The following is a 17170-nucleotide window of genomic DNA, read 5'->3' as shown; positions in this document are numbered from 1 at the left end:
CACCATCAACCGATGATCGCGGGCCGGGGCGGCCACCAGAGCAAACCGCAACCCACCACCCGCGTTCGCGGGGCGTCCGGCGGCGCCGGACCCGGTGGGGCCTGTTCCCTCAGGACCCAACAGCGTGCCCAAGCTCCTGACGTTCCACCCATGAGCAACCACCCCGACGGACCCTCGCCGCGGGACGTGGCCACCAGACCCACCCAGCCGACCCGGTTCCCGCCGGCTGCGAGCAGCCGGCGTACTACAGGCCGTGGGTGTTCCGGAACGCTCCTTAGAAAGGAGGTGATCCAGCCGCACCTTCCGGTACGGCTACCTTGTTACGACTTCGTCCCAATCGCCAGTCCCACCTTCGACGGCTCCCCCCCAAGGGTTGGGCCACCGGCTTCGGGTGTTACCGACTTTCGTGACGTGACGGGCGGTGTGTACAAGGCCCGAGAACGTATTCACCGCAGCGTTGCTGATCTGCGATTACTAGCGACTCCGACTTCATGGGGTCGAGTTGCAGACCCCAATCCGAACTGAGACCGGCTTTTTGGGATTCGCTCCACCTCGCGGCATCGCCACCCTTTGTACCGGCCATTGTAGCATGCGTGAAGCCCAAGACATAAGGGGCATGATGATTTGACGTCATCCCCACCTTCCTCCGAGTTGACCCCGGCAGTCTCCCATGAGTCCCCGGCATAACCCGCTGGCAACATGGGACAAGGGTTGCGCTCGTTGCGGGACTTAACCCAACATCTCACGACACGAGCTGACGACAACCATGCACCACCTGTGCACCGACCTTGCGGGGCGCCCATCTCTGGACGTTTCCGGTGCATGTCAAGCCTTGGTAAGGTTCTTCGCGTTGCATCGAATTAATCCGCATGCTCCGCCGCTTGTGCGGGCCCCCGTCAATTCCTTTGAGTTTTAGCCTTGCGGCCGTACTCCCCAGGCGGGGCACTTAATGCGTTAGCTGCGGCACGGAAACCGTGGAAACGGCCCCCACACCTAGTGCCCAACGTTTACGGCATGGACTACCAGGGTATCTAATCCTGTTCGCTCCCCATGCTTTCGCTCCTCAGCGTCAGTAACGGCCCAGAGACCCGCCTTCGCCACCGGTGTTCCTCCTGATATCTGCGCATTCCACCGCTACACCAGGAATTCCAGTCTCCCCTACCGCACTCTAGTCTGCCCGTACCCACTGCCGGCGCGAGGTTGAGCCTCGCGTTTTCACAGCAGACGCGACAGACCGCCTACGAGCTCTTTACGCCCAATAATTCCGGACAACGCTTGCGCCCTACGTATTACCGCGGCTGCTGGCACGTAGTTAGCCGGCGCTTCTTCTGCAGGTACCGTCACCCCGAGGGGCTTCTTCCCTGCCGAAAGAGGTTTACAACCCGAAGGCCGTCATCCCTCACGCGGCGTCGCTGCATCAGGCTTGCGCCCATTGTGCAATATTCCCCACTGCTGCCTCCCGTAGGAGTCTGGGCCGTGTCTCAGTCCCAGTGTGGCCGGTCACCCTCTCAGGCCGGCTACCCGTCGCCGCCTTGGTAGGCCATCACCCCACCAACAAGCTGATAGGCCGCGAGCCCATCCCCAACCGAAAAACTTTCCACACACCAACATGCGCTGGAGTGTCATATCCGGTATTAGCACCAGTTTCCCGGCGTTATCCCGAAGTCGGGGGCAGGTTACTCACGTGTTACTCACCCGTTCGCCACTAATCCACCAGCAAGCTGGCTTCATCGTTCGACTTGCATGTGTTAAGCACGCCGCCAGCGTTCGTCCTGAGCCAGGATCAAACTCTCCGTAAAAAACCCGCGGCACCCACACGCCCCCAAAGAACGCGCACGCACCGACAAACCATACGAAGACAACCCCCAACCAACGGCCGGGAGCCAATCCATGGCATCCGCACCACCCCCAGGACGGGGCCCAGGACATGGCACGCAACCAAAACAAAACAAACCCACGGACGCCACCACCGGCCCGACCCACAACGAGTCAGACCGACCAGCGACACCCAGGATCAAATGGCATCAAAAACTTGGCACACTGTTGAGTTCTCAAAGAACAGACACACACCATCAGACCCAGAAACCGAAGTTCCCGACCCCTCCGGGGCAACCTCACTAATTTATCCCGGCCGATTTCCACCTGTCAACTCCGGCGAATTCCTCACCGGCGTGACCTGCATTACCGACCAGCCCCCCGCGGACGCCTCGTGACCGGTGATCGTGTCACCGGTTCGTCGTCGTCCGTGGGATCCGCTCCCGGGACCGGCCGCGGACCTCTCGGTCCTTCGTCCGTGCCTCCCGTCCGGAGCAGCAGGAAGTACATTACGACGCCCCTCCGCACCGGTCAACTCGAGGTTGCCGGCGGGTTACGCGGGCCCGAACGGCGCTCTGACCTGCGGGTTCGCCGCCGCCTAGCGGCACTTGAGCGGTCAGAGGCGCCCGATCCCGCCCCGGAGACTTGAAGCACAGCGGTGGCACGGCGCGTCGGCTTGCCCGCCTCGGCAGCGACCTGTGCTCGTCGACGCGCGAGGGGCGGCGACGCACTCCGGTCGGGGCCGGGGCCGGCGCCGGGCCGGGGCCGGGGCCGGGGCCGAGAAGCAGACGAGCGCGCCGCCGCTTCCGCGATGGCGCGCCCGTCCGGTCATTGGTGGTCCGGTTGTCGTCAGCCGTCCGCGGCCGCCCCGACAGCCAGGTGCCGCCGGCCCTTGCGCAGCAGCACGTACCCGCCGTCGAGCAGGTCCTCGACCGAGAGCACGCGGTCCTCGTCCTCGACCTTCTCGTTGTTGAGGTAGGCGCCGCCGCTCGCGATGGTGCGCCGGGCTGCCGACCGGCCCTTCTCCAGGCCTGTGGCCACCAGGAGGTCCACGACCGTGGACTCCCCCGCGGTGACCTCACCGCGCGGCAGCTCGGCGACGGCGTCCCGGAGCGTGGCGCCGTCCAGCTCCCGGAGGTCGTCACGGCCGAACAGGGCCTGCGAGGCCCGGCGGACCCGCTCGGTCGCCTCCGCACCGTGGACGAGGGTCGTGACGTCCTCCGCGAGCGCCCGCTGCGCCTCCCGGGCCTGGGGTCGCTCCGCCACCGCGTCGGCCAGCTGCTCGATCTGCTCGCGGCTGCGGAAGGTGAAGACCTTCAGGTAGCGCACGACGTCGGCGTCGTCGGTGTTGAGCCAGAACTGGTAGAAGGCGTACGGGCTGAACATCTCGCCGTCGAGCCAGATGGCCCCGCCCTCGGACTTGCCGAACTTGGTGCCGTCGGCCTTCGTGATCAGCGGCGTGGTGGCTGCGTGGACGCTCGCCCCCTCCGCCTTGCGGATCAGGTCAACGCCGGATACCAGGTTGCCCCACTGGTCGTTCCCGCCGGTCTGCAGCGTGCAGCCGTACCGGCGGTACAGCTCGAGGTAGTCCATGCCCTGCAGGATCTGGTAGCTGAACTCGGTGAAGGAGATGCCCTCGTCGCTCGCCAGCCGACGAGCGACGGTGTCCTTGGCGAGCATGGTGCCGAGCCGGAAGTGCTTGCCGATGTCGCGCAGGAAGTCGATGGCCGAGAGCTGGCCGGTCCACTCCAGGTTGTTCACCATCTGCGCCGCGTTGTCCCCCTCGAAGTCGAGGAAGCGCTCGATCTGGCCGCGCAGGCGGTCGGTCCAGCCAGCGACGGTCTCCTTGTCGTTGAGGACCCGCTCCCCGGACATGCGCGGGTCGCCGATCATTCCGGTGGCCCCACCGACGAGCGCGATGGGGTGGTGTCCGGCGCGCTGGAGGTGGCGCATGAGGATCAGCTGCACCAGGTGCCCGTGGTGCAGGCTCGGTGCCGTGGGGTCGAAGCCGCAATAGAACGTGACCAGCCGGTCGGCCAGGGCGGACCGCAGCCCGTCGATGTCGGTCGACTGCGACAGCAGCCCCCGCCAGTGGAGCTCGTCCAGGATGTCGGTCACTCTTCTACTACCTCTCCTCTTCCCTCCCGGGGACCCGGGAACGGGTACCAGTGTGCCGCGTCGCGGAGGGGCCTTGCCTCCCCTCCCGGCGGCCGGACGCGCCAGGGCGCCCGGACGTCGTCCGGCGGCCGGCTAGCGACGCCGCGGCGCGGCCGGGCGGTACACCGAGACGGTGGGCTCGCCGTCGATCCAGTAGCGCCACGGGAAGGTCCGTGCGTCCCCGCCGGGACCGGCCACGCCGACCCGCGGGCCCGAGCGCAGCCGAGCCGGGTCCACCGGCTCCCCGAGCGTGAGCTCCGCCCGCCCGCCGGGCCGCAGCTCGAGGTTGCTGTCCGCCCCGGTGAGCCCCAGTGCCTGGGCCAGACGGGCCGGGCCGCGAGCCAGGTCGCGGTCCCAGCGGGCGGCGGCGCGCCTGGCCCGGGCCAGCTCCTGCCCCTCGACGACCTCCCCGCCCCGCAGCAGCACCGCGGAGGCGGTGCCCGCCGGCCCGCACACGATGTTCGCGCACCAGTGCATCCCGTAGGAGAAGTACACGTAGAGCCGTCCGCCGGGCTCGAACATGGGGGCGGTCCGGACGGTGCGGCCCCGGTAGGCGTGGGAGCCCGGGTCCCGCTCGCCGCTGTAGGCCTCGACCTCGGTCAGCCGCACGGCGACGACGGCGTCGGACTCGCCGGCGACCCGCTCGCCGTCCGGACGCCGGCCGTCCGCGTTCGCCGGCACGCCGCCGGCCGCTCCGCCGCGCACGGCCAGCACGGAGCCGAGCAGCCGCGGGGCGACCTCCTCCGCCGGACGGCGCAGCAGCGCGGCCCAGTCCTCGAGGGTTGCCTCCGCCGTGCTCACGCGGTCGCCGGTCCCCCGTCGTCGGCGCGCTCGCCCCCGTCGTCGCCAGTCCCGAACGCGTCGGCGGGCTGGTCCTCGTCGGAGATCGGGAGGTCCGCGTCGGAGGTCGCCCAGCGGCGGAGGGCGCCGGCGAGGTCGGCCGCCCGGGCGAGCTGCTCCACCACCCGCACCGGCGCGGTGCCGCCGTGCCCGTCGCGGGAGTCGATGGAGCCCTCCACGGTCAGCACCTCGCGCACCGCCGGGTTGAGGTGCTCGCTGATCCCCGCCAGCTCGGCGTCGGTGAGGTCCCACAGCTCCTTGTCCTGCGCCTCGCACTCCCGCACGCAGGCGCCGGCCACCTCGTGGGCGACGCGGAAGGGCACGCCCTGCCGGACCAGCCACTCGGCGATGTCCGTGGCCAGCGAGAAGCCCTGCGGGGCGAGCTGGGCCATCCGGTCGGTGTCGAACCGCAGGGTCGCCACCATGCCGGCGACGGCCGGCAGCAGCAGCTCGAGGGTGTCGACGCCGTCGAAGACGGGCTCCTTGTCCTCCTGCAGGTCCCGGTTGTACGCCAGCGGCAGCCCCTTGAGCGTCGCCAGGAGGCCGGCGAGGTCGCCGATGAGCCGGCCCGCCTTGCCGCGGGCAAGCTCGGCCACGTCGGGGTTCTTCTTCTGCGGCATGATCGACGAACCCGTGGAGTAGGCGTCGTCGAGGCGGACGAAGCCGAACTCCTTGGTGGCCCAGAGGATGACCTCCTCGCTCAGACGGGACAGGTCCACCCCGGTCATGGCGACGACGAACGCGAACTCCGCGACGACGTCCCGCGCCGCCGTGCCGTCGATGGAGTTCTCCACCGAGGCGCGGAAGCCGAGGTCGGCGGCGACGGCGTCGGGGTCGAGCCCGAGGGAGGAGCCCGCGAGCGCCCCGGATCCGTAGGGGGACACGGCCGCCCGCTCGTCCCAGTCGGCCCACCGCTGCGCGTCCCGCATCAGGGGCCACGCGTGTGCCAGGAGGTGGTGGGCGAGCAGGACGGGCTGAGCGTGCTGCATGTGGGTCCGCCCGGGCATGACGGCGTCCGGGTGCGCCGCCGCCTGGCCGATGAGCGCGTCGACGACGTCGAGGACGCCGGCGGCGAGCGCGCGCGCGCTGTCGCGCAGGTACATCCGCACCAGGGTCGCGATCTGGTCGTTCCGGGAACGGCCGGCCCGCAGCTTGCCGCCCAGCTGCGCCCCGGCGCGCTCGATCAGGCCGCGCTCGAGGGCCGTGTGCACGTCCTCGTCGTCGGGCGCGGGGACGAACGCCCCGGACGCCACGTCCTCCTCGAGCCGGTCCAGGGCGTCAAGCATGCCGGCGAGCTCCCCGTCGTCGAGCAGGCCCGCCCGGTGCAGCACCCGCGCGTGGGCGCGGGAGCCGGCGATGTCGTACCCGGCCAGCCGCCAGTCGAAGTGGGTGGACTTGCTCAGCGCCGCCAGGGCGTCGGCCGGGCCGCCGGCGAAGCGCCCGCCCCACAGGCTGAGGTGCTCGGCGGGGGCGTCGGGGCGTGGCTGTGTCGCTGAGGAGTCCATGGGGGCGATCTTGCCGCGTCGGGCGGCCCCGGTGCCACGCGCGTCCGGTCACCGGCCGCGTGGGGTCGGCGCGCCGCCGCTGGTCGTGCCTCCTCGTCCGAAGCCGTCGCCAGGTCCTCGGACTCCGACGGTTGACCGATCCCCTGCGGTGGCGGCTAGGACCGTGAGACGGTGATCGCATGGTTGGTGTGTCTTCTGAACAGACAGTCCCAGACCAGAGCGTGGCCGCACCGGCCACGACCGTGCGCCCGCTCGGAGTCGCCTCAGAGGTGGCGCGCCTGCACCAGGTCATCCTGCATCGCCCCGGCCCGGAGCTGGGGCGACTCACCCCGGAGAACAAGGAAGAGCTGCTCTTCGACGATCTGCTCTGGGTGCAGCGTGCGCAGGAGGAGCACGACGAGTTCGTCGCGCTCCTCGCGGGTGCCGGTGTGGAGGTACTCCTGCTCACCGACCTCCTGCGAGAGACGCTGGCTGTGCCTGAGGCCCGCTCCTACGTGATCGACCACGTCTTCGGCGTACGCCTGCACGGTCCCGTCGCGGCGCCGGTGCTCCGGGAGATGGCCGACGGCATGGACGACGCCGAACTGACCGGGATCCTCATCGGCGGCCTCACCAAGCGCGAGATGCTCGAGCAGATCTCCGAGCCGCCCTCCTTGGTGATGCACGGTATCGGCATCGATGAGCTGGTGCTGCCTCCGCTGCCCAACCACCTCTTCACCCGCGACACCTCGACGTGGGTCTACGACGGCGTGGCCGTCAACTCCATGCGCCTGCCCGCGAGAGTCCGGGAGTCGGTCCACTACGAAGCGATCTACCGCTGGCACCCGCGGTTCGCCGGGAGCGCACGCAGCCGGTGGTCGGCCCCGCTGGCCGACAGCACGACCACGGTGGAGGGCGGGGACGTGCTGGTGCTCGGCGACGGTGCCGTCCTCGTGGGCATGGGGGAACGCACCACGCCGCAGGGCGTGGAACTCTTCGCCTCGCGACTTTTCGCCGCCGGTGCCGCTGACAGGGTCGTGGCGCTCACGATGCCCAAGGCGCGGCAGTTCATGCACCTCGACACGGTGATGACGATGGTCGACACCCGTTCGTTCATCAAGTACGGCGGATTGGGGATGCTCGCGTCGGCGACCATCACGCCCGGGGGCGAGGGCCTGCGTGTGGTGCAGCACGAGGCCGAGCACATGCACGCGGCGATCGCGGAAGCCATGGGCGTCACCGGACTGCGGATCCTCACACCTGAGCAGGACGTCCGCTCGGCAGCTCGGGAGCAGTGGAGCGACGGCTGCAATGCTCTGGCGCTCTCACCGGGCGTCGTCGTGACGTACGACCGCAACACCACAGCCAACGCATACCTGCGGGACATGGGCGTGGAGGTGCTCGCCGTGCCGGGCGGGGAGCTGGGCCGCGGACGCGGCGGCCCGCACTGCATGAGCTGTCCTACGATCCGGGAGGGAAACTGAGGCATACGAGAACAGGGGTACACGGCGTGACGAGCGAGCTGCGCGGACGAAGCTTCCTGAAGGAGCTGGACTTCTCCCCCCGGGAATGGCGGTCCCTGCTCGACCTCGCCGCGGAGCTGAAGGCGGCACGCCGGGCCGGCACCGAGGAGCGGCGGCTCGCCGGCAAGAACATCGCCCTGATCTTCGAGAAGACCTCCACCCGCACCCGGACCGCCTTCGAGGTGGCCGCTCACGACCAGGGCGCTCACGTCACCCTCCTGGACCCGGCGGGCTCACAGATCGGCCACAAGGAGTCGGTCAAGGACACCGCCCGCGTGCTGGGCCGCATCTTCGACGGCATCGAGTACCGCGGCGCCCGCCAGGCCGACGCCGAGACCCTCGCCCGGTACGCCGGCGTCCCGGTCTTCAACGGCCTGACCGACGAGTGGCACCCCACGCAGATGCTCGCCGACCATCTGACCATGCGCGAGCACGCCCCCCTCGTGGGCGGCGCACCCAAGCCCGACGCCGACCTCGTGCTCGCCTACCTGGGCGACGCCCGCAACAACACGGCCAACTCGCTGCTCGTCTCCGGGGCGCTGCTCGGGATGGACGTGCGCCTGGTCGCCCCCGCGCCGCTGCAGCCGGCGACCGAGGTGGTGGCGCAGGCCCGCGCGGTGGCCGCGACGACGGGGGCCCGCCTGACCGTCACCGACGACGTGGCCGCCGGCGTGCGCGACGCGGACTTCCTCTACACCGACGTGTGGGTGTCCATGGGCGAGAGGAAGGAGGCTTGGGACGAGCGCATCGCGCTGCTGCGCGACTACCAGGTCAACGCCGAGGTGATGGCGGCCACCGGCAACCCCGAGGCGAAGTTCCTGCACTGCCTGCCCGCGTTCCACGACCTGGGCACCGCGGTGGGGCAGGAGATCTACGAGCGCACCGGCATGGACGCCCTCGAGGTGACCGACGAGGTCTTCGAGTCGCCCGCCTCGGTGGTGTTCGACCAGTCCGAGAACCGGATGCACACCATCAAGGCCGTGCTCGTCGCGACGCTGGCATGACCGGCCGGGGCGCACCGCCCGCCGCCCGCGTTCAGGCCTGTCGGTCGCGTGCGGACGGGCTGGCCGTGCCCGTGCGGGCTCGACACCGTCGAGGTCACCCAATCCTGGACCTGAGGCCTCGAACGCATGAGTTCCGCGCGGCGAGGGCCGCCACCCCGCCCGGGCCCGAGCTCATGGCCGGCCGCCGGGGCTGAGCGCGCGGATCCAGGGCGCGAACAGGCCCTAATCCGTCGAAATCCCTGCAGATCGCCGGATTAGGGCCTGTTCGGCGCGTGCGGGGCCCGGCGGCCGCGCGGCCGGGCGGCCGGGCGGCCGGGCGGCCGGAGAAGCGCGGGTTGGCCGGCGCTGCCGGCAACCCGCGCGCGCCTCCTCAGGCCTTGATGGTGGGCACCGCGGAGAGGTCCACGCCCTTGCCGAACGTGACGTCGCGGGCCGCGGCGAGCTTCGACGTCATCCCGTAGATCTCGATGAAGCCCTTCGAGTTCGACTGGTCGAAGGCGTCACCGGTGTCGTACGTGGCGAGGTTGAAGTCGTACAGGCTCTGCTCGCTGCGCCGGCCGGTGACGGTGGCGCGGCCGCCGTGCAGGACCATGCGGATGTCGCCGGAGACGTAGCGCTGGGTGTCGTCGATGAAGACGTCGAGGGAGTGCTTGAGCGGGGAGAACCACTGGCCGTCGTAGACCAGCTCGGTCCAGCGCTGCCCCACGCCCCGCTTGAACCGGGCCTGCTCGCGCTCGACGGTGACGTTCTCGAGCTCCTTGTGCGCCGCGATGAGCGCCATGGCTCCCGGCGCCTCGTAGACCTCGCGGGACTTGATGCCCACCAGGCGGTCCTCGACGATGTCGATGCGCCCCACGCCCTGGGCGCCGGCGCGGCGGTTGAGCTCCTGGATGGCCTGCAGCGGGGTGACGGCGTGGCCGTCGATGGCGACCGGCACGCCCTCGGCGAAGGTGATGACGACCTCGTCGGGCAGCGGCGGGTAGGTCGGGTCGTCCGTGTAGCTGTAGACGTCCTTCGTCGGCTCGTTCCAGATGTCCTCGAGGAACCCGGTCTCGATGGCGCGGCCCCAGACGTTCTGGTCGATCGAGAAGGGGTTGTTCTTCGTCGTCGCGATGGGGAGGTCGTGCTTGTTCGCGTAGTCGATGGCGACGTCGCGGGTCAGGGCGAGGTCGCGCACCGGCGCCAGGCACCTCAGCTCCGGCGCCAGGGAGGTGATGCCCACCTCGAAGCGGACCTGGTCGTTGCCCTTGCCGGTGCAGCCGTGCGCCACGGTGGTGGCGCCGAACTGCTTCGCGGCGCGCACCAGGTGCTTGACGATGACGGGGCGGGAGAGGGCGGAGACCAGCGGGTAGGAGTCCATGTACAGCGCGTTGGCCTTCAGGGCCGGCATGCAGTACTCAGTCGCAAACTCCTCGCGGGCGTCCGCGACGTAGGCCTCGACGGCGCCGCAGTCCAGCGCCCGCTGGCGGATGACCTCGAGGTCCTCGCCACCTTGGCCGACGTCCACGGCGACGGCGATGACCTCGGCGCCGGTGCGCTCACCTATCCAGCCGATCGCGACGGAAGTGTCCAGGCCACCGGAGTAGGCCAGGACGACCCGCTCCTTCGTGCCGGTGGTCGTGGGTTGGTTCTCAGTCATCTTCCGTCTCCTGCGTGGTTCGTACCCGCCGTGCTGGCGGGGGTCTGAGGGGTGCCGATCTCTGCTGTCGTGCCCGGCTGGGGCCGCTCGCGCCCCGCGAGTGCCAGGAGCCGGGCGGTGAGGCCGACGGCGGTGGCGGTGTCGCGCGTGACGACGAGCACGGTGTCGTCGCCGGCGATGCAGCCGAGCACCCCGGGCAGCACGGACTGGTCGATCGCCGAGGCAAGCAGCTGGGCGGCCCCGGGTGGGGTGCGCAGCACGACCTGGTTCAGCGTGGTGTCGGCGGCCACGAGCACCTCGGCGCACCAGCGCTGCAACCGGGCGGCGATCTGCTCCTGCTCGCTCGTCTGCGCGGCGGCGCTGCCACCTTCCCGGGGCAGCGCGTAGACCTGGTCGCCGTCCGGCCCGCGGACCTTCAGGGCGCGCAGCTCGTCCAGGTCCCGCGAGAGGGTGGCCTGCGTGGCGTGGACACCGCGCTCGGCGAGGGCGTCGCGCAGCTCGGCCTGCGACCGGACGGCGGACCGGGCCAGGATCTCGGCGATGACGGCGTGCCGTCCCGCCTTCGTGGCCGCGACCCGGGTGCCGGGCTCGACGTCGGTCATGCGCCCACCCCTGCCGCGGCGAGTGCGGCCGGCAGGGCGGCGACGAACGTGGCCGCCTGCGCGCGGGTGAGGATCAGCGGCGGCGCCAGCCGCAGCGCGTCCTCCCGCACCGGGTTGACGACGAACCCGGCGTCCAGCAGCGCCGCGGCGGCGTCCTTGGCCACCGGCGCCGTGAGGGCGACGGCGATCAGCAGCCCCTCGCCGCGCACCTCCGTGACGCCGGGCACGGCCGCGAGCCGCTCGCGCAGCCAGGCGCCGAGCTCGGCGACGTGCCCCAGCAGCTCGTCGGACTCGATGGTGCGGATCGTGGCCAGGGCGGCGGCGGCGGCCACCGGGTTGCCGCCGAAGGTGGTGCCGTGCTGGCCGGGGCTGAACAACCCGGCGGCGTGCTCGCCCAGCGCGACGGCGGCGCCGACGGGGATCCCGGAGCCCAGCCCCTTGGCCAGGGTGACGACGTCGGGCACCACGCCCCCGCCGACGTGGGGCAGGTGGTGGGCCATCCAGGTCCCGGTGCGCCCCATGCCGGACTGGACCTCGTCCAGGACGAGCAGGGCGCCGGCGTGGGCGGTGAGCTCGCGGGCGCGGGTGAGGTAGCCCGCGGGCAGCGGCCGCACGCCGGCCTCCCCCTGCACCGGCTCGAGGAAGAGCGCGGCGACGTCCGGGCCCATCGCGGCCTCGAGGGCGGCGACGTCGCCGAACGGCAGGAACTCCACCCCGCCGGGCAACGGCTCGAACGGCTCGCGGTAGGCGGCCTTGTAAGTGATCGCCAGGGCGCCCATGGTCCGCCCGTGGAAGGCGCCCTCGAGGGCGAGGATCCGCGGCCGGGCGGCGCCGCCGTGGCGGCGGGCCATCTTGAACGCGGCCTCGTTGGCCTCGGCGCCGGAGTTGGCCAGGAACACCCGCGAGCCGGCGGGCGCCCCGCCGGGGGTGACGACGCGCAGCAGCTCCTCGGCGAGGGTGACCTGGGCGGGGGTGGCGAAGAAGTTCGAGACGTGGCCGAGCGTGCTCAGCTGCTCGGTGACCGCGGCGACCAGCGCCGGGTGGGCGTGACCGAGCGCGTTGACGGCGATGCCGCCGAGCAGGTCCAGGTAGCGCCGGCCGGCGTCGTCCCAGACGTAGGGTCCCTCGCCGCGCACCAGCACCCGCTGGGGCGGGCCGAAGGTGTTCATCAGCGCGGCGCCGTAGCGCCCCGCCCACGCGCCCCCCGTCTCGCCGGCCGCCGTCACCGCGGCCGGCGTGCCGGCCGCCGCCGGGCTGCTCGTCGTCCCCGTCATCCCTGGCCCTCCTCGTCGGGCACCACGAGCGTGCCCACCCCGGCGTCGGTGAAGATCTCCAGCAGCATCGAGTGCTCCTGCCGCCCGTCGATGACGTGCGCCTGGGGCACGCCGCCGCGCACGGCGCGCAGGCACGCCTCCATCTTGGGCACCATCCCGGACTGCAGTCGCGGCAGCATGCCCGCGAGCTCGGCGGCGCCGATCTGGCTGACCAGCGAGGACCGGTCCGGCCACGCGGCGTACAGGCCCTCCACGTCCGTCAGCACCACGAGCTTGGTGGCGTCGAGCGCCACGGCCAGTGCCGCGGCCGCGGTGTCGGCGTTGACGTTGAGCACCTGGCCGGGGTCGCTCGTGTCGACGGCCACGGTGGAGACCACCGGGATGCGACCGGCCGCCAGGAGATCCTCCACCGGCCGGGCGTCCACGGCGACGACGTCGCCCACCTGCCCGACGTCGACCGGCTGGCCGTCCACGATCGCGGGCCGGCGCTCGGCCCGGAGCATCTGCCCGTCCTCGCCGGAGAGGCCCACGGCGTGGGCGTCCTCGGCGTTGAGCAGGCTGACCAGCTCGCGCTGCACCTGCCCGGTGAGCACCATGCGCACCACGTCCATCACCTCGGGGGTGGTCACGCGCAGCCCTCCCCGGAACTCCGAGACCAGGCCGAGGCGGTCGAGAAGGTGGTTGATCTGCGGACCGCCGCCGTGGACGACGACGGGCTGCAGCCCCACCTGGTGCAGGAACAGCACGTCCTGTGCGAAGGCGCGCTTGAGGCGCTCGTCGACCATGGCGTTGCCGCCGTACTTGACCACGACGCGGGCGCCGGAGAAGCGGCGCAGCCAGGGCAGCGCCTGGATGAGGACCTCGGCCTTCTGGTAGGCGAAGAGGTCCCGCGCGGTGTCGAAGTCCTCCGGCACGGTGATGGGTCCGCTCATGTCGAGTACGCGCTGTTCTCGTGGACGTAGTCGTGGGTGAGGTCGTTGGTCCACACGGTCGCCCCGGCGTCCCCGGCGTGCAGGTCGACGTCGACGTGCACCTCGCGCGCCGCGGCGAGGTCGACGAGGGAGCGGTCCTCCCCCACCCCGCCGGCGCGGCAGACGGTCACGCCGTTGATGGCGACGTCGACGGCCGTGGCGTCGAAGGGCGCCACGTCCTCCGGGACGGTGCCGACGGCGGAGAGCACCCGGCCCCAGTTGGGGTCGTTGCCGAAGATGGCCGCCTTGAACAGGTTCGAGCGGGTGACCGCCCGGGCCACCGCCACGGCCGCGGCCTCCGAGGTCGCGCCGCGCACGGTGACGGCGATGTCGTGACTGGCACCCTCGGCGTCCGCGACGAGCGCCCGGGCCAGCCGGGCGCACGCGGCGGTGAGGGCCTCGGCCAGGTCGCCGGCGCCCACGGGCACGCCCGAGGCGCCCGAGGCGAGCAGCACGACGGTGTCGTTGGTGGACATGCACCCGTCGGAGTCGACCCGGTCGAAGGTGACGGCGGTGGCCGCCCGCAGCGCGGCGTCGGCGTCCTCGGCGCTGACGACGGCGTCCGTGGTGAGCACGCACAGCATGGTGGCCAGGCCGGGGGCGAGCATGCCCGCGCCCTTGGCCATGCCGCCCACGACCCAGCGCCCGGCGGCGTCCCCGCGCTCCTCGACCACCTGCTTGGGCACGGTGTCGGTCGTCATGATCGCGGTGGCGGCGTCCGCGCCGCCCCCCTCGGAGAGGGCCGCGGCCGCGGCGTCGACCCCGCCGAGCAGGGCGGGCACGTCCAGCCGCTCGCCGATCAGCCCGGTGGAGCACACCACCACGTCGCCGGCGGAGACGTCGAGCACCCGGGCGACGTGCTCGGCGGTGCGGTGGGCGTCGGCGAACCCCTCGGGGCCGGTGCAGGCGTTGGCGCCGCCGGAGTTGAGCACGACGGCGTGGGCGACGCCGTCGCCGATCGCGGTGCGCGACCAGAGCACCGGGGCGGCGACGACCCGGTTCGTGGTGAACACCCCGGCGGCGACGTGCTCGGGCCCGTCGTTGACGACCAGGGCGAGGTCCGGCCGGCCCGAGGCCCTCAGGCCGGCGGTGACGCCGGCGGCGCGGAACCCCTGGGGGGCGGTGACGCTCACGGGGCCACCGCCACGGTGGTCAGGCCGGCGGTCTCGGGCAGCCCCAGGGCGAGGTTCATCGACTGCACGGCGGCGCCCGCGGTGCCCTTGACGAGGTTGTCGATGGCGCACAGGGCGACCACCCGGCCGGCGCGCTCGTCCACGGCGACCTGGACGGCGGCGGCGTTGGCGCCGGTGACCATGGCGGTGGTGGGCCAGGTGCCCTCGGGCAGCAGGTGCACGAACGGCTCGTCGGCGTACGCGCTCTCCCACGCGCCGCGCACGGCGGCGGCGTCGCCCGCGAGCGGCGCCGTGACGGTGGCCAGGATCCCGCGGGAGGTGGGCACGAGCACCGGGGTGAAGGAGACGCGCACGTCGTCGGCGCCGGCGGCGCGCAGGTTCTGCTCGATCTCGGGGATGTGCCGGTGGGTGCCGCCGACGCCGTAGGGGGCGGCCGAGCCGAGCGCCTCGGCGGCCAGCAGGTGCGGCTTGGCGGCCTTGCCGGCGCCGGAGTAGCCCACGGCCAGCACGGCGACGACGTCGGCGGGATCGACGACGCCGGCGGCCACGCCGGGCTGGAGGGCGAGAGTCACGGCGGTGACGTTGCAGCCGGGCACGGCGACCTGGCGGGCGGCGCGCAGGAGGTCGCGCTGGTGGCCGCGGGCCTCGCCGTCGACGATCAGCTCGGGCATGCCGTACGGCCAGGCCCCGGCGTGGGCGCTGCCGTAGAACCGCTCCCAGGCGGCGGGGTCGGTGAGGCGGTGGTCCGCGCCGCAGTCGAGCACCAGGGCGGTCGAGCCGGCGGCCTCCAGCGCCGCCGTCACCTCGCCGGAGGCGCCGTGCGGCAGGGCGAGGAAGACGACGTCGTGGCCGGCCAGCGCGTCGACGCCGGTGGGCTCGAGCACGCGGTCGGCCAGCGGGAGAAGGTGCGGGTGGTGCTCGCCCAGGCGCTGCCCGGCGCTGGAGTGCGCGGTCACGGCGCCGACCTCCGCCTCGGGGTGCCCCAGGAGCAGGCGCAGCACCTCTCCGCCGGCGTAGCCGGAGGCGCCGGCCACCGCTGCAGTGAATGTCACCTGCATAACGATACAGCCTCATGCATGCTTTGACGAGGCGTCTCGCCATGTGTCGCTCCGGAGGCGGTCCGGCATGGCTCTGGACACGCTTCGGCCACCGCTCCGGGCGGGGCGGCGGACGCGGGCCGGCCCAGCACCCGCAGCACGCGTCTCCCCGGATGCGGCTCGGACTGGCAGAACGCTCGGCGCGTGGCCGGCGAGACGCCTTTGTCTTACCGGACGGGTCCGGAGCATGCTGAGCGCCATGCGCGCGATCCACGCCACCCAGGCCGGTGGCCCCGAGGTCCTGTCTGTCGTCGACCTGCCCCAGCCCGAGCCGGGCCCCGGCGAGCTGCTGGTCGACGTCGCCGCCGCGGGGGTGAACTTCATCGACACCTACAAGCGGGCGGGCGTCTACAAGATGTCCTACCCGCACGTGCCGGGCGCCGAGGGGGCGGGCACCGTCCGGGCCGTCGGCGCCGGCGTCACGGGCGTGGCGGTGGGCGACCGCGTCGCGTGGGCGGACGCCCCGGGCTCCTACGCCGAGCAGGTTCTCGTGCGGGCGGACAAGGCGCTGCCCGTGCCCGACGGCCTGTCGCTGGAGACCGCGGCCGCGCTGCCGCTGCAGGGCATGACCGCCCACTACCTGGTGGCGTCGACGTTCCCGGTCCAGCCGGGGCAGACGGTGCTGCTCACGGCGGCGGCCGGCGGGGTGGGGCTGCTCCTGACCCAGCTGGCGACGGCGCGCGGCGCCCGGGTCATCGGCCTGGTCGGCAGTCACGACAAGGAGGTGCTGGCCCGCGAGGCCGGCGCGGCGGAGGTCATCCGATACACCGAGCTCGACGACGTCACCGCCGAGCTGCCACCGATCGTGCGGGAGCTGACGGGCGGCGTCGGGGTGGACGTCGCCTACGACGGCGTCGGCAAGGACACCTTCGACGCCTCGCTGGCCTCCATCCGCACGCGCGGGATGCTCGTGCTCTTCGGCGGCGCGAGCGGGCAGGTGCCGCCGTTCGACCCGCAGCGGCTCAACGCCGCGGGGTCGCTGTTCCTCACCCGGCCCACGCTCGCCCACTACACGCTGGACCGCCAGGAGCTGGTGTGGCGGGCCGGGGAGATCTTCGGCGCGGCGGCGGACGGCGCCCTCGACGTCCGGGTGGGCGCGCGCTTCCCGCTGGCCGAGGCCGGGGCGGCGCACGAGGCGCTGGAGGGGCGGGCGACCACGGGCAAGGTGCTCCTGGTCCCCTGACGCCCGGCGCGGAGCTGCGCCGCCGGCCCGCCACCGCCGGGTGCGGCGCCGGCCCGCGACCGCCGGCTGCGGCGCGCCACCGCCGGGTGCGGCGCCGCTGCGGCGCGCGCCGTCACCCGGCGGGGTTCCGCGCCTCTCACCCGACCGGCGAGAGCCCCGCGCGGCTGTGCTGCCCCAGCTCGGCCGCGATGCCGCGGGCCCAGACCCGGACCTTCTCCCACTCGCGGTAGTCGCCCTCGGGCGTGGCGCTCATCCGGGTGACCGACCGCTCGCGCAGCCCCAGCGCCGCGGCGTCGAGGCGGCCCTTGAACGTGGTGTACCCGCGCGGGCTCAGCTGCCGGACGAGCGTGGAGGCCCGGGCGGGGTCCGCCACCTCGCCGGAGCGGGCCGGCGGCGCGCAGCTCCTGCACGATGGCGTCACCGATCTCGGCGGTGGCCTGGTGCTTGG

Annotated in this window: 13 protein-coding genes and 1 rRNA gene; 3 read left to right on the top strand and 11 right to left on the bottom strand. The window is 72.5% G+C overall.

What is annotated here, in order from left to right; genetic code table 11:
• Positions 1–278: 278 nt before the first annotated feature.
• The 4 genes from ACF0H8_RS08715 to argH form a co-directional block, all read right to left on the bottom strand.
• A 16S ribosomal RNA gene (locus tag ACF0H8_RS08715) occupies positions 279–1799 on the bottom strand.
• Positions 1800–2664: 865 nt separating this feature from the next.
• Positions 2665–3933, bottom strand: coding sequence for a tyrosine--tRNA ligase (gene tyrS, locus ACF0H8_RS08710; protein WP_395288553.1), 1269 nt, complete (start codon positions 3931–3933; stop codon positions 2665–2667).
• A 132-nt stretch (positions 3934–4065) separates the two neighbouring features.
• Positions 4066–4773, bottom strand: a complete 708-nt coding sequence (locus tag ACF0H8_RS08705) for a DNA-3-methyladenine glycosylase (RefSeq protein ID WP_395288552.1) — start codon at positions 4771–4773, stop codon at positions 4066–4068.
• Positions 4770–6317 (bottom strand): argininosuccinate lyase, encoded by a 1548-nt coding sequence (gene argH, locus ACF0H8_RS08700; protein WP_395288551.1) that lies wholly within the window; start codon positions 6315–6317, stop codon positions 4770–4772. Before argH ends, ACF0H8_RS08705 begins: the two co-directional genes overlap by 4 nt.
• A gap of 221 nt (positions 6318–6538) precedes the next feature.
• Here argH and ACF0H8_RS08695 point away from each other — a divergent pair, with 221 nt between their 5' ends.
• Both ACF0H8_RS08695 and argF read left to right on the top strand, forming a co-directional pair.
• Positions 6539–7780, top strand: a complete 1242-nt coding sequence (locus tag ACF0H8_RS08695; RefSeq protein WP_395288550.1) for an arginine deiminase — start codon at positions 6539–6541, stop codon at positions 7778–7780.
• A gap of 26 nt (positions 7781–7806) precedes the next feature.
• Positions 7807–8823, top strand: coding sequence for an ornithine carbamoyltransferase (gene argF / locus ACF0H8_RS08690; protein WP_395288549.1), 1017 nt, complete (start codon positions 7807–7809; stop codon positions 8821–8823).
• 370 nt (positions 8824–9193) lie between these two features.
• On the opposite strand, the gene ACF0H8_RS08685 is transcribed toward argF, so the two are convergent.
• The 6 genes from ACF0H8_RS08685 to argC are packed head-to-tail and all read right to left on the bottom strand — an operon-like array spanning position 9194 to position 15500.
• Positions 9194–10462, bottom strand: a complete 1269-nt coding sequence (locus ACF0H8_RS08685) for an argininosuccinate synthase (RefSeq protein ID WP_395288548.1) — start codon at positions 10460–10462, stop codon at positions 9194–9196.
• Complete coding sequence (argR, locus tag ACF0H8_RS08680) at positions 10459–11064, bottom strand: arginine repressor (RefSeq protein ID WP_395288547.1); 606 nt, start codon at positions 11062–11064, stop codon at positions 10459–10461. The genes ACF0H8_RS08685 and argR overlap by 4 nt, the downstream gene beginning before the upstream one ends.
• Positions 11061–12338: an acetylornithine transaminase gene (locus ACF0H8_RS08675; RefSeq protein ID WP_395288546.1), complete on the bottom strand. Its 1278-nt coding sequence runs from the start codon at positions 12336–12338 to the stop codon at positions 11061–11063. The genes argR and ACF0H8_RS08675 overlap by 4 nt, the downstream gene beginning before the upstream one ends.
• Entirely contained in the window at positions 12335–13270 is a 936-nt protein-coding gene (gene argB / locus ACF0H8_RS08670; RefSeq protein WP_395288545.1) for an acetylglutamate kinase, read from the bottom strand. The genes ACF0H8_RS08675 and argB overlap by 4 nt, the downstream gene beginning before the upstream one ends.
• Positions 13267–14442 carry a bifunctional glutamate N-acetyltransferase/amino-acid acetyltransferase ArgJ gene (argJ, locus tag ACF0H8_RS08665; RefSeq protein ID WP_395288544.1) on the bottom strand — a complete coding sequence of 392 codons (1176 nt, stop codon included), beginning with the start codon at positions 14440–14442 and terminating at the stop codon, positions 13267–13269. The genes argB and argJ overlap by 4 nt, the downstream gene beginning before the upstream one ends.
• Positions 14439–15500: an N-acetyl-gamma-glutamyl-phosphate reductase gene (gene argC / locus ACF0H8_RS08660; RefSeq protein ID WP_395288543.1), complete on the bottom strand. Its 1062-nt coding sequence runs from the start codon at positions 15498–15500 to the stop codon at positions 14439–14441. Before argC ends, argJ begins: the two co-directional genes overlap by 4 nt.
• Positions 15501–15738: 238 nt before the next feature.
• Here argC and ACF0H8_RS08655 point away from each other — a divergent pair, with 238 nt between their 5' ends.
• The gene (locus tag ACF0H8_RS08655; protein WP_395288542.1) at positions 15739–16722 is read left to right on the top strand and encodes a quinone oxidoreductase family protein; all 984 of its coding nucleotides are present in this window, start codon (positions 15739–15741) and stop codon (positions 16720–16722) included.
• A gap of 136 nt (positions 16723–16858) precedes the next feature.
• On the opposite strand, the gene ACF0H8_RS08650 is transcribed toward ACF0H8_RS08655, so the two are convergent.
• Positions 16859–17143 carry a hypothetical protein gene (locus ACF0H8_RS08650; protein WP_395288541.1) on the bottom strand — a complete coding sequence of 95 codons (285 nt, stop codon included), beginning with the start codon at positions 17141–17143 and terminating at the stop codon, positions 16859–16861.
• Positions 17144–17170 lie beyond the last annotated feature (27 nt).

It is taken from the genome of Georgenia sp. AZ-5, assembly GCF_043952095.1.
Classification (GTDB): Bacteria; Actinomycetota; Actinomycetes; order Actinomycetales; family Actinomycetaceae; genus Georgenia.
The sequence above is the reverse complement of the archived record's forward strand: the minus strand, read 5'-3'. Positions and strand labels throughout refer to the sequence as shown.